This is a genomic window from Leifsonia sp. McL0618, from assembly GCF_049994905.1.
In the GTDB taxonomy this organism is placed as follows: Bacteria; Actinomycetota; Actinomycetes; order Actinomycetales; family Microbacteriaceae; genus Diaminobutyricibacter.
This window is the reverse complement of sequence record NZ_CP188258.1, coordinates 1,562,978-1,574,580: the sequence shown is the minus strand read 5'-3', so window position 1 is coordinate 1,574,580 and position 11,603 is coordinate 1,562,978. Positions and strand designations below refer to the sequence as shown.

Sequence of the window (11,603 nt, the reverse complement as noted above, 5' to 3'; positions counted from 1 at the left end):
AACTGTGAGCGCCACAATCCTCGCGCTCATCGCCGTCACGGCGGTCGCCTCGGTCGTCGGGCTCGCCGCCGCGGTCGTCGTCGCGAGCCCAGCACGCGCAGACGCGTTGCGTACGGAGGTCACGCCGACCGCGACACCCGCCCCGGGCGCACCTTCGATCACATCGCCGGCACGCGGCACCCTCGTGACCACGGGCAGTGTCGAAGTCGAGGGTACGGGGGCGCCGGGCGACGACATCCAGGTCTTCGTCGACGCGCACGGCCCCGCCTGCGAGGCGACCGTCGACACCGCGTCGGCGTGGTCGTGCACCGTTCCGACGCTCAGCGACGGGCCCGACGTCATCATCAGTGCCGTCGTGGCGGCCAACACCGATCGCGCCGACAGCGTCAGCGTTGCCGTGCTCTCTCCCCCGACCGTCGCCGGCGGCTCCAACGGTTTTCTCTCGAGCGGCGGCCTCCATGGAACGGGCTACCCGGGAGCGACGGTCACAGTGACGACCTCGGGCGGGGCGACGTGCACCTTTCCCGTCGATGCGAACGGGTCGTGGGCCTGCGTCCTGAGCGGGCCGCCGCCGTCGGGCACCTACAGCGTTTCGGCGACGCAGCGTGCACCCTTCTCGACACAGAGTTCGCGCGCCGGCACACCGGTCGACATCACCATCGACTCCGCGGCTCCTGCACGGCCGGGTCTCGTCGCGCCGACGCCGAACACCACCGTTCCGCTCGGACGTGCGGCGGCGTTCCGCGGAACCGGCGAGACCGGTGCACGCATCACGGTCTACGGCGGTGACGATGCGGGGTCGGCCGTGATCTGTCGCGCGACCGTGGCGCAGGGCGCGTGGGCGTGCGCCGGCGTGCTGCCAGCCGGACGATACACGGTCTCCGCGCTTCAGACAGACGCGTCGGGCAACGTCAGCCCGGCGAGCGCCGCGGTCTCCGTGACCTTCGCGGCGGCATCCGCACCGAGCTCGAGCGCGCCGACCGTGCCTTCGGGTTCGTCACCGTCGAGGTCGCCCGGGCACGAGACCCAGGCGGTTCCCTCTGCGCCGAGCACCACGCCGCCCCCGTCCGCACGTCCACCGCACGCCACGCACGGCGGTATCGAGACCTGGGCGGGTGCGTCGCACTTCACGGATGCGACACCCCCGACCATCACTCCGGGCACCGTCCCCGGCTGGCTGCGCTCCCTCCTGCTGGCGGCGGCCGCCCTGCTCCTTCTGGCTTTGCCGGCGCGGCTCCTCGCCACGACGGTGGCCCGGGCCCGAGCCGAGCACGGCGCGTCGGCGCGGCCCCGGTTCTTCGGACGCAATAGGCCCAGAGCCGAACTGGAACCCGACGGTCCGGATGCGCATCCCCCCGGTCTCCTGCAGCGCCGGCTCGTCGCCGGGTCGGCCTACGTCGCCGCTGCCGCGCTGATCACCCTCTCCAGCCCGGTCGGCGATGGCACAACCTACCTGCGCGTTCTCGTCGCGGTCCTGATCGCGCTCGTCGTCGTGAACGCGGCCTGGCTCGCCGTGCCGCGGTTCGCCTCCGTACACCTGACCGGCAGCCGGGCGCGACTGGTATTCCAGCCTCAGAGCCTGCTGACCGTCGCGGTGGCGGCCATCGCATCCCGGATGCTCGACCTGCAGCCCGCCCTCCTCTTCGGCGTGCTGGTCGGCGCGATCGCCACCCCTGCCGCTTCGCGCGCTGCGCACGGGCGGCTCGCCGCCGCCCAAGTCGCCGGGCTGGCGGGCGTCGGCGTGCTCGCGTGGCTCGCGCTCGGGCCGATACCCGAACCGTCGGGCCCGTTTTCCGCGTTCGGAACAGACCTGGCCCAAGCCGTCACGCTCCTCGCCATCGGCTCGGCCGCGATCAGCCTCATTCCCGTCGGCGGGCTCGCCGGGCGCGCGATCTTCCTCTGGTCGCGGCGTGTGTGGGGCGCGCTCAGCCTGGCCGTCTACACCGTGCTGTTCGCCCTTCTGCTGCCGGTCGCCTCACTGTGGAATGCAGGCAACGCGTCGATCCTGCTGGTCGTCGGGGTGCTCGCCTTCGCATCCCTCAGCGTGGCGGTCTGGCTGTGGGAGCGTTTCGTCGAGCCCGCGCGGCAGTCCTAACCGGTCGTCGCGACCCCGTCGAGGTAGAACCAGCGGCGTCCCTCGCGCACGAACCGGCTGTCCTCCTCCTGCACCCCCGCCGCCTCGCCTGTGAAATAGGCGCGGAAATGCACCGTGCCCGCCTTGTCGAGGAATCCGCCACCCGTCGTACCTACGATGTCAAGGCGATACCAGCGCAGCCCGGGGTCCCGTTCGAGGCTCTGCGGCCGGGTCGACGGATGCCACGACGCGAGCAGGTAGGCCGCCTCACCGAGCGCGAACGCCGAGAAGCGCTACCGCATCAGGCGTTCCGCGGTCGGGGCATCCACTTCGCCGCGGTGGATCGGACCGCAGCACGCGTCGTAGGTGTCGCCGCTCAGGCACGGGCACCGTACAACGCGGTGCCGGGCGTCGTCGATGGTCACCAGACGACACTAACCCGCACGGAGGACTGTCCCGGTCGCGACGACCGTCGGGGGATCGATGTGGGGTCGCGACCGGGACAGCGGACACCGCTGCATGGGGCGTCAGAAAAGTTGTACCGCTCCCGTGTGTATGGAGGCTTCGGCGTAGCTGAACAAGCTCACAGATGGTTGGCCAGCTCGCCCGCCTGGACGACGCAGAACCGGTTGCCGTCAGGGTCGGCGAGAACGATGTAGTCGGCATCCGGTTCGTAGTCCCAGTCGACGCGGGTCGCACCGATCCCGACCAGCCGCTCGACCTCCTCGGCCTGGTCGAATGCGTACAGGTCGAGGTGATGACGCTGATGGGTGCCGGCCTCCGATGAGACCTGGGTGATCGCAAGCTGCGGCCCGTGGCCGACGCGCGGAGCCAGGATGGCCCAGTCATCCGACGGCTCGTCGTCGCGCGGCCGGTAGTCGAGGGCTTCCGACCAGAACCGGATGGCCGCAGGCACGTCGCGCACACCCCACACGACCGAACCGACCCGCAGCATGCTCCCAGTATCCGCCGGATGAGGGGCGCGCGAAACCCTCGCACGCGGCTCTGGGGAAGCGTTCGATGCCGGGTGTAGCGTTTGCACATGGAAGGTTGGCTGCAAGCATTCATCTGGTTGGTAGTCCTCGGCGGCGGAACGCTTGCGATCGCATGCCTCGTCGCTCTCATCAGGGCCCCCTACCGCAAGGAACGCTGAGGGGATCGCTGCTGATCGACGCTCAGGCGTGGTCGGGCAGCAGGTAGATCGATTTCGCGCGTGCCGAGGCCAGCCTCTCGGGGGTGTAGTACCGATCGGGCAGGCCGGCCTCCAACAGGTCGGCATTGGCGGCGAGGAAGTCCTCGAAATCGGCGACCGGATGCTCGGCCAGGCGTTCGGCGATCAGCGAGAGGAACGCACCCGTGATCGTCTGGTTGAACTTCTCTGGCCGGCCCGCGTGCACGGCGAGTTGCCGGATGCCCTCGGAGTAGCGCGCGAACGCGAGGGGAAACGGATCCCGCCTGAGTGCGAGGAATGCCATGCGCACGTGGTCGCGGTGGGCGAAGCCGGAGGTGTGGATGCGGCCGGCGTAGAACTCGTCGAGTTCGTCGGTGTCTTCGGGTTCGCTCTCTTCGCCCTGTTCGCCTTCGGCAGTCTCGTCGAGGTGGTGCGCATCCGCACTCGTCAGGTCGAGGTCGTAGACGGACTTCAGCGAATCGATCTTGTGAATGGTGGCCTCGCTGAAGGGGGTCTTGCCCTCAAAGGAGTGCAGGAGGACGCCCTCGAGCAGCTCCCCCAGAGGAATATCGAGCGCCTCGGCAAGGGCCTTCGAGGTCTTGAGGATCCTGCGCTCGATCCGGACGCCGGTCTGGACTCGGTCGATTGTTACCATGTTACCAAGGTACCATCGCTGGAGGATTCTGGAGCGACTTGTTCGTGGCCCTAAACTGTGACGTATGGCCGCAACGACGACTGACCTGCACCCGACCGACGCCCCCGCGGCTCCCGCCGCGCCGGCCGCACCGCTCACCAGCGGCCTCGCTACAGCAAGCACCCTCTCTGCAGTGCTCGGTATCTTCCTGCCGCTGTTCGGAATCATCGCCGCAAGCCTTGTTGCCCGGCGCGCGCGCACCAACGGCAGCTCAACGCGTTTTCCCGACCGCGTGATGTTCTGGATCGCGATCCTCTTCTACGTCGAGACGCTCTGGCTCTTCACACAGCTCTTCGGCCTCCTCGGCCACTGAGCCGCACGAACCCTCACCCGATCACATATTCGAGGCCGACCTCAGTCTCCAGGGTCGCCGATGCTGCGTGGAGCGAGACGCTCCACGTCTGGTCGCCGACGACTCCGTCGACGATGACGTGTCCCCATGCCTGAAACGCCATTACGGCCGCCTCCGTGTGCGCACCGAAGATGCCGTCGATCCCCTGCGGTGTCACGCCGCCCCACTGCGCCGCCCCGTTCGTCAGCACCGTCTGGAGGCTCTTCACGACGTTCCCGGTCGAGCCGAGTGAGAGCACAGGCATAGGTCCGCCGTCGGGCAGCGCCGCCCAGGTATGTGGTCCCACGATTCCGTCGGCCACCAGCGGCGGATTGCCCTGCTGGAACTCGATGACAGCCTGATGGGTCGCCGGGCCGAAGACCCCGTCGACCACGAGAGAGAGATTCGGAGTCCGTCGAAGCGCCCGTTGCAGACGCCTGACGGCGGCCCCCGTAGAACCCTGCTGAATTGTCGGTTGCCCTGGATTGGCCACGTTCCCCACCCGCTCCCTCTGCGGACGCGGCGGACTGTCGCGTCGTCGCGCCACAAACCCTACTCGCCGGTCTACCCCACGACAATGGCAAATGACGTCAGCACTTCACGCCGTGGGCGGCTTTGTGGACGCGACGATGACCCCGGCTGCCAGAATGATCGCCCCGAGCACGGCGACACCGATGCCGATCCAGAGACCCGTGTAGTCGGGCACGATGGGGTGGGTCGCCTGAGTGTATTGGGTGTAGACGAAGATGGGGAGCGTGGGCATCGAGGACCCCATGCTCCACGGGTGGTCAGCGGAGGCCTTCGCAGCGAGCCCCCCGACGACACCGCCGAGCACCATCAGCACACCGACCGCCAAGAGCAGGCTGACATAGCGGTCCCGGCGAGCATCAGTCATGGAAAGACAATAGACCCGTGGTCGGTCGGGTGGGAGTTGCTAGCCCTGGCCGTGCCGAGTCGCCAGTCGCAATGCGACAATCCGATCGATGAGGCTGAGAACTCCAACCCACGGGATCAGGGTGGTGACAGCGAACGACGTTTTAGTTCTTCAGCTGGTCCGGCGGAATCACGGAGGACGCGCTTCCGAGCCGGATCTGAGTTTCGGCTCTGGTCAGTCCAGATCCTTTCCATTCTCGCCAACCGCTGACAATCTCACCGAGACGACGAACAACGGCCATTTCATCGCCCCAGTCGACGGCCACGCCGGACTCCTCGGCCTGGTCAAGCTCCATCAAGTACTCGCCACGCAACGCGACGATGTCGTCTGCACTGAAGTGGTAATTGACGGTGGCGGTGAACGATCCGTCTGCGTTCTTTCCGGCCCAGAATGGACCGCCTTCTTTGAACGCGTCCATCGCGTCGTCCTCGCTCACGATTCCTCGCCCTGGAGGATCTCGTTGGCGCGGAGCCGCACCTGGTGCTCGTCGATCTTGATCTCGTCGGTCTCTTCGGAACGATCGATCTCAAGTTGGATCGAATCCACCGAGTCCAATCCCTTGTCCCGTGCGAGACTCGCTAGTTCCTTCGCGAAGTGCTCAGTGACAAGATCGTTTGCCTGCTTATTGAGGCCCTCAATGAAGCCATCGAACCCGCCTAATTCCACTCCCATAGTCGAGAGACTAGTAGCGGCGACCGACAGGGCTCAGTCGCCTTCGTGGGTAACGGCCACGTTCGCGTCGTCGAGGCGCCTCACTAGGACACTCGCAAAGCCGAGATATTCGAGAGTCCGCTGAGGGTCAAGCTGCTGACCGCTTCTGACCCTACGAATGGGCAACGATCCCAGTCATAGCGCGGGAGTTGGTAAGTACCCCCAGTGGGACTCGAACCCACACTTGGGCGATTTTAAGTCGCCTGCCTCTGCCAATTGGGCTATGGGGGCCCGGTCAATGCTATCGAGCACTGAAGGATGCACCGCGCTCTGCGACACGCAGAAAAGGCCCGGGCGACGACGTCGACCCGGGCCTCTCGCAAGCAGCTACTTCGCCGTGACCTCGGCAGGCTCTACAGCCTTGGTGCGCGACCTTGCCGGCGCTTTGACAGCCTTCGGCGCGGCAGCGGGTGCAGCCTCGACGGCGGGACGAGGACGGGCAGCGAACTCCTCGAACGCAGCACGCGGGTGCTGCGAGGCGGCCAGCGAAACCAGGTCGCGACCGAGGAGGAAGTTGTTCACCCAGCCCCAGAACACGCGGAACTTGCGCTCCCAGCTCGGCATGGCCAGACCGTGGTAGCCGCGGTGCATCAGCCAGGCGAGGAATCCCTTGACCGCGAGCTTGCCCGACTGGAATACACCGATGCCGAGGCCGAGGCCCGCGACCGCTCCCAGGTTCTTGTGGAAGTACTGCTTCGGAAGCTCCCCACGCATGTCGGCGACGAGGTTCTTGGCGAGCAGCTTGCCCTGGCGCACCGCGTGCTGAGCGTTCGGAACCGTGAAGCCGCCGACGCCACCACCGGTGAGGTCGGGCACGGCGCAGATGTCGCCGGCGCCCCATGCGTCCTTGATGAGCTCGTCTTCTGTGCCGACGCGAAGGTCTGCGCGAACCTGCAGGCGGCCACGCTCCTCGATCGGAAGGTCGGTGTGGCGCACGACGCCCGGGTTGGCCATGACACCGGCCGTCCAGACGATGAGGTCGGTCTCGAACTTCTCACCGGTGGAGAGTTCGATGACGCCGTCGACCGCGCTGGAGAGCTGCGTGTCGAGGTGGATCTCTGCTCCGCGCTGGGCGAGGTTCTTGATCACCCAGTGGCTGGTGGGCAGCGACACTTCGGGCATGATGCGGCCCATGGCCTCGATCAGGTGGAAGTGCGTGTCGTCGAACGACAGCTGCGGGTAGAACTTGAGCAGCGCGCTCGCGAAGGAACGCAGCTCGGCGAAGATCTCGATGCCCGCGAAGCCGCCACCGACGACGACGAACGTGAGGAGACGGTCGCGCTCGGGGCCGGCAGGCAGGTTCGCCGCCTTGTCGAAGTTGGTGAGCACGCGGTCACGGATGTAGATCGCTTCTTCGATGTTCTTGAGCCCGACCGCCTGGTCTGCAATGCCGGGGATGGGGAACGTGCGGGAGACCGCGCCTGCCGTCACCACGACGATGTCGTACTCCTGCTGCCACGGCTCCCCGACCGGCGGCTCGATGGTCGCCGTCTTGTTCGCGTGGTCGATGTAGGTGACCTTGGCGTTGACGACGTTCGTCTTCTTGAGGTGACGACGGTGTGCGACGACCGCATGACGCGGCTCGATCGACCCGACGGCGACCTCGGGAAGGAAAGGCTGGTACGTCATGTAGGGCAGCGGGTCGACCATCGTGACCTCGGCCTCGCCGTTGCGCAACCATTTCTCGAGCTTCCACGCGGTATAGAACCCGGCGTATCCGCCGCCGACGATCAGGATTTTGGGCACAGTGAACGGTCTCCTCAAGACGAAAGTATGGAGACAATCTACCCCCTGCGACCCGCTCGCCTGAAATGCAGGACCGCCGCTGTTACGCCGAGTGAGGCGAGAATGATGAATCCTGCGAGCAGGGTGAACGGTATCCAGAACAGGGTGAGAGCATCCCACCGCGGCACGACGAGCTGGCCGATCCCGATCGTCCGGTCGGGGCCGAGGGCCCGTGGCGTGCTCGTCGGCACCGGTGCCTGCGCACCTTGCGTCGGCGTCGTCGACTGGGCACGGCGGTGGATGTGGATCCACTGGCCCAGGTCTCCCATGGGGTTCGCGGCGACCGGCGCGACGACACCGGTGACCGCCGCGTTGGCGTTGAGCAGCCCGTATCCGTAGACCGGGCTCGGCACCGAGCCGACCGGCCGTGCCGTCGAGATGATCCGGTTGATCACGTTTGCCGCGTTGAGCTCCGGATGCGCGGCCCGCACGAGCGCGACCGCTCCGGCCACGATGGGGGCGGCTCCGCTCGTGCCCGCCCACTGCACATACCCCCCGCCGGGATTGGCGCCGACGAGCTGCTCACTGGGTGCCGACACCCCGATGGTGATGCCCTGCGATGACGCGTCGAAGCTGGCCTTTCCGTTGCGGTCGACGCCTGCGACGGTCAGCACTCCAGGAATTGTCGCCGGCGCGCCGACCTCCGTCGTGCCGCTCCCCCGGTTGCCTGCTGCAGCCACGATGACGACATCATGCGCGAACGCGTACTGGAAAGCGCTGTCCCAGCTCTCGGGCCAGTCGAGCGTGTTGCGTGTGAGCGACATGTTGATGACCTTGGCGCCGTTGTCGACCGCCCAGCGCACGCCATCCGCGATCTGGTCGTCGCTGCTGACCGTCGACGGCGAGGAGCCGAGGGAGACGGACACAGTGAGAATGGATGCCTCGGGCGCCACTCCGATGACGCCGTTGCCGTCCCCGGTCCCACGCCCCGCAAGCAGCGACGCGACCCAGGTGCCGTGGCCGGACTCTTCCGTCGAGCCGAGCGGCTTCTGGCCGTTCGCGGAGCCGATCCCGGACACATCCGTGCCCCCGACGACGGCTCCGTTCAGGTCGGGCACCGTTCCGTCGACCCCGGTGTCGATGATCGCCACCTTGACGCCGGCACCGCGGCTGGTCGACCACGCCTGGGAGATTCCGTAGTCGTTCAGCCAGTATTCGAGGGTGCGCACCTGGTCGGCGTGGGCGACGGTGGCACCGCCCAGAGCGAGGACGACGCCAAGTGCCAGCGCGACGATGGCGCGACCCGCCCGGATCATCCGACCGAGTAGTCGAGGCACTCGCAGACGAAGGGCGACCAGTTCGCGCGCTCCAGGGCGAGATCGCCGATTGGGTTGACGCCTGGTCCGGCCGCGAGCGCGTGGGCACCGAGCGCGTGAAGGCATTTGACGCGGGCGGGCATTCCGCCGGCGGAGATCCCGGCGATCTCCGGCACGTCGGCGATGCTCTCGCGGTCGGCGAGGTAGGCGGCGTGCGCATCCGCATAATGGGCGCGGAGGTCTTCATCGTTCTCGAGCAGCTCGTTGAACTCGTTCATGACCTGCGTGGCTTCGAGGTAGGAGAGCGCGGCGGTGGCCGCCGGGTGGCTCAGGTAGTAGAGCGTAGGGAACGGCGTGCCGTCGTCGAGGCGTGGCGCCGTTGCGACGACGGTCGGCGCACCGCACACGCAGCGCGCAGCGATGCCGAGGACGTTGCGTGCGGGCCTGCCGAGCTGTGCCGAGACGATCGCGATGTCCCGTTCGGTTGCCGGGTCGAAGGGTGGGGTTGTCATTCGTTACTTACCTGGTGTCGGGGTGGGGGTCGGTGCCGGCACGGTGCCGCTGCCCCCGGAAAGCTGTGTGGGAGTCGCATCGCTCAGCCCGGCCGTCATGAACGAGCCGAACAGTGAGCCTACCCAATCGGTCTTGGTGGCCTGGATCTTCGTGCTCACCGGGCCCTCGTCGGCGATCTTCGCGGCCGGCGGCCGGTCGTCGATGACGAGGTAGCTGATCTCGCCGGGCATCACGTAATAGAGGCGGTCACGAGCCTGGGCACGGATGTAGCTGGGATCGTTCCAGCGCGCACGTTGCGACTTGAGGTCGGTGACCTGCGATTTCAGCTGGTCGACTGTCGCCTGCTGGTCGGCGATCTGCTGGCGCTGCTCGATCAGTGACCGCAGTGTCGGCGCGAGGATCACGACCGCGACGATGAGCAGTCCCATCATGACGAGCGAGAACCCGGAGAAGCGGATGCCCCGCAGCCAGCTACCTGCGCCGGACTGCCCGGCCGACATCGTGACGGGCACGCGGCGGGTTCGGGGCTTGGCCACGGGACCTCCAGGTTCGTGCGCGCGAATGGGCTGCTGCGCCTTTCATTATCGGCGACCGAGGCTGTATTTCGGATGCGCGCCCACGCGAGCCTCGATCCGCAGGCGAGATTCCCCGAGTTGCCAGTAGTTGTCGTCCGCGCGCCGACGCCGACGACAACAAGCGGCAACTCGGCGCGCAGACGTGCACCACGTGTACGACGCGCACGACGCGCACGACGCACGACGCGCACGGCTAAGGCCCCCGTCTTGCGACGAGGGCCTTAGGGGCGAAGCCGGATGGTGCGGTTACGCGGTGAAGCGCGGGAAGGCGCTGCGGCCGGCGTAGACGGCGGCCTCACCAAGCTCCTCTTCGATGCGCAGCAGCTGGTTGTACTTGGCGACGCGCTCGGAGCGCGCGGGCGCGCCCGTCTTGATCTGGCCGGCATCCGTCGCGACCGCGAGGTCTGCGATGGTCGTGTCCTCGGTCTCGCCGGAGCGGTGCGAGAGCACGGCGGTCATGCCGTTGCGCTGGGCCAGGGTCACCGCATCCAGTGTCTCGCTCAGGGTGCCGATCTGGTTTACCTTGACGAGGATACTGTTGGCCGCCTTGGCCGCGATGCCCTGTGCGAGGCGCTTCGGGTTGGTGACGAACAGGTCGTCGCCGACCAGCTGCAGCTTGGAACCGATCTCGGAGTTGAGGAGGGTCCAGCCTTCCCAGTCGTCTTCGGCGAGCGGGTCTTCGATGGAGACGAGCGGGTAGTTCGCAGCGAGCGTGGCGTAGTAGGCCGACATCTCAGCGGCGGTGCGGTCGTGCCCTTCGAAGTGGTAGACACCGTTCTCGAAGAACTCGGTGGATGCGACGTCGAGGCCGAGAGCGATGTCGGTGCCGACGGTGAAGCCGGCGAGCTCGATCGCCTCGGAGATCAGGTCGAGAGCCGCGACGTTGTGCTCGAGCTCCGGCGCGAAGCCGCCCTCGTCGCCGAGACCGGTGTTGAGGCCCTTCTTCTTGAGCAGCGACTTGAGCGAGTGATAGGTCTCGACGCCCCAGCGGAGCGCTTCGGAGAACGTCCCTGCACCGACGGGCAGGATCATGAACTCCTGGATGTCGACACCGGTGTCGGCGTGGGCGCCACCGTTGATGATGTTCATCATCGGCACCGGCAGCGTGTGCGCGTTCGGGCCGCCGACATAGCGGAACAGCGGAAGGTCGGCCGAATCGGCCGCTGCCTTGGCGACGGCGAGGCTGACGCCGAGGATCGCGTTCGCTCCGAGGCGTTTCTTGTTCTCGGTTCCGTCGAGTTCGATCATCGCGGAATCGACGAGGCGCTGGTCTGCGGCCTCGAATCCTTCGATCGCCGGGCCGATCTCGTCGAGGACGGCGTCGACGGCCTTCAGCACGCCTTTGCCCAGGTAACGGTCTTTGTCGCCGTCACGAAGCTCGTACGCCTCGAATGCACCGGTCGATGCGCCGGACGGCACTGCGGCACGGCTGACCGTGCCATCTTCGAGCAGGATCTCGACCTCAACGGTCGGGTTCCCACGCGAATCCAGAATCTCGCGAGCGCCTACAGCCTCGATTTGAGCCACAACTGTCTCCTTGTTTCACGTGTGTGGTGGGG

General features: G+C 67.2%; 12 protein-coding genes, 1 tRNA gene and 1 pseudogene. 2 read left to right on the top strand and 12 right to left on the bottom strand.

The features are described from left to right. Positions 1–4: 4 nt before the first annotated feature. Positions 5–2,095, top strand: coding sequence for an Ig-like domain-containing protein (locus ACPPVQ_RS07480; RefSeq protein ID WP_426520183.1), 2,091 nt, complete (start codon positions 5–7; stop codon positions 2,093–2,095). On the opposite strand, the pseudogene ACPPVQ_RS07475 reads toward ACPPVQ_RS07480, so the two are convergent. From ACPPVQ_RS07475 to ACPPVQ_RS07465, 3 genes and pseudogenes are all read right to left on the bottom strand, one after another. Continuing rightward, positions 2,092–2,499, bottom strand: a pseudogene (locus ACPPVQ_RS07475) (YchJ family protein). The gene ACPPVQ_RS07480 and the pseudogene ACPPVQ_RS07475 overlap by 4 nt on opposite strands. Positions 2,500–2,657: 158 nt before the next feature. Further along, positions 2,658–3,029, bottom strand: coding sequence for a VOC family protein (locus tag ACPPVQ_RS07470; RefSeq protein WP_426520181.1), 372 nt, complete (start codon positions 3,027–3,029; stop codon positions 2,658–2,660). A gap of 220 nt (positions 3,030–3,249) precedes the next feature. Next, positions 3,250–3,900: a hypothetical protein gene (locus tag ACPPVQ_RS07465; protein ID WP_426520179.1), complete on the bottom strand. Its 651-nt coding sequence runs from the start codon at positions 3,898–3,900 to the stop codon at positions 3,250–3,252. Positions 3,901–3,964: 64 nt separating this feature from the next. On the opposite strand from ACPPVQ_RS07465, the gene ACPPVQ_RS07460 reads away from it, so the two are divergent. After that, complete coding sequence (locus tag ACPPVQ_RS07460) at positions 3,965–4,252, top strand: hypothetical protein (protein WP_426520177.1); 288 nt, start codon at positions 3,965–3,967, stop codon at positions 4,250–4,252. Between the two features lie 13 nt (positions 4,253–4,265). On the opposite strand, the gene ACPPVQ_RS07455 is transcribed toward ACPPVQ_RS07460, so the two are convergent. From ACPPVQ_RS07455 to eno, 9 genes are all read right to left on the bottom strand, one after another. Beyond that, a complete protein-coding gene (locus ACPPVQ_RS07455; RefSeq protein WP_426520175.1) occupies positions 4,266–4,763 on the bottom strand; it encodes a peptidoglycan-binding domain-containing protein in 498 nt (165 codons plus the stop codon). Between the two features lie 105 nt (positions 4,764–4,868). Next, positions 4,869–5,165: a hypothetical protein gene (locus tag ACPPVQ_RS07450; protein WP_426520173.1), complete on the bottom strand. Its 297-nt coding sequence runs from the start codon at positions 5,163–5,165 to the stop codon at positions 4,869–4,871. A 142-nt stretch (positions 5,166–5,307) separates the two neighbouring features. After that, on the bottom strand, positions 5,308–5,640 hold the full coding sequence (locus ACPPVQ_RS07445) for a hypothetical protein (protein ID WP_426520171.1): 333 nt from the start codon (positions 5,638–5,640) through the stop codon (positions 5,308–5,310). Positions 5,641–6,072: 432 nt separating this feature from the next. Beyond that, positions 6,073–6,146: transfer RNA gene (locus tag ACPPVQ_RS07440), tRNA-Leu, on the bottom strand. Positions 6,147–6,242: 96 nt separating this feature from the next. Continuing rightward, positions 6,243–7,661 carry an NAD(P)/FAD-dependent oxidoreductase gene (locus tag ACPPVQ_RS07435; protein WP_426520169.1) on the bottom strand — a complete coding sequence of 473 codons (1,419 nt, stop codon included), beginning with the start codon at positions 7,659–7,661 and terminating at the stop codon, positions 6,243–6,245. Between the two features lie 38 nt (positions 7,662–7,699). Beyond that, complete coding sequence (locus ACPPVQ_RS07430) at positions 7,700–8,956, bottom strand: S8 family serine peptidase (RefSeq protein ID WP_426520167.1); 1,257 nt, start codon at positions 8,954–8,956, stop codon at positions 7,700–7,702. Further along, positions 8,953–9,468 (bottom strand): DUF501 domain-containing protein, encoded by a 516-nt coding sequence (locus tag ACPPVQ_RS07425; RefSeq protein ID WP_426520165.1) that lies wholly within the window; start codon positions 9,466–9,468, stop codon positions 8,953–8,955. The genes ACPPVQ_RS07430 and ACPPVQ_RS07425 overlap by 4 nt, the downstream gene beginning before the upstream one ends. 3 nt (positions 9,469–9,471) lie before the next feature. Further along, positions 9,472–10,005: an FtsB family cell division protein gene (locus ACPPVQ_RS07420; protein WP_426520163.1), complete on the bottom strand. Its 534-nt coding sequence runs from the start codon at positions 10,003–10,005 to the stop codon at positions 9,472–9,474. A gap of 285 nt (positions 10,006–10,290) precedes the next feature. Next, positions 10,291–11,571 carry a phosphopyruvate hydratase gene (gene eno, locus ACPPVQ_RS07415; RefSeq protein WP_426520161.1) on the bottom strand — a complete coding sequence of 427 codons (1,281 nt, stop codon included), beginning with the start codon at positions 11,569–11,571 and terminating at the stop codon, positions 10,291–10,293. Positions 11,572–11,603 lie beyond the last annotated feature (32 nt).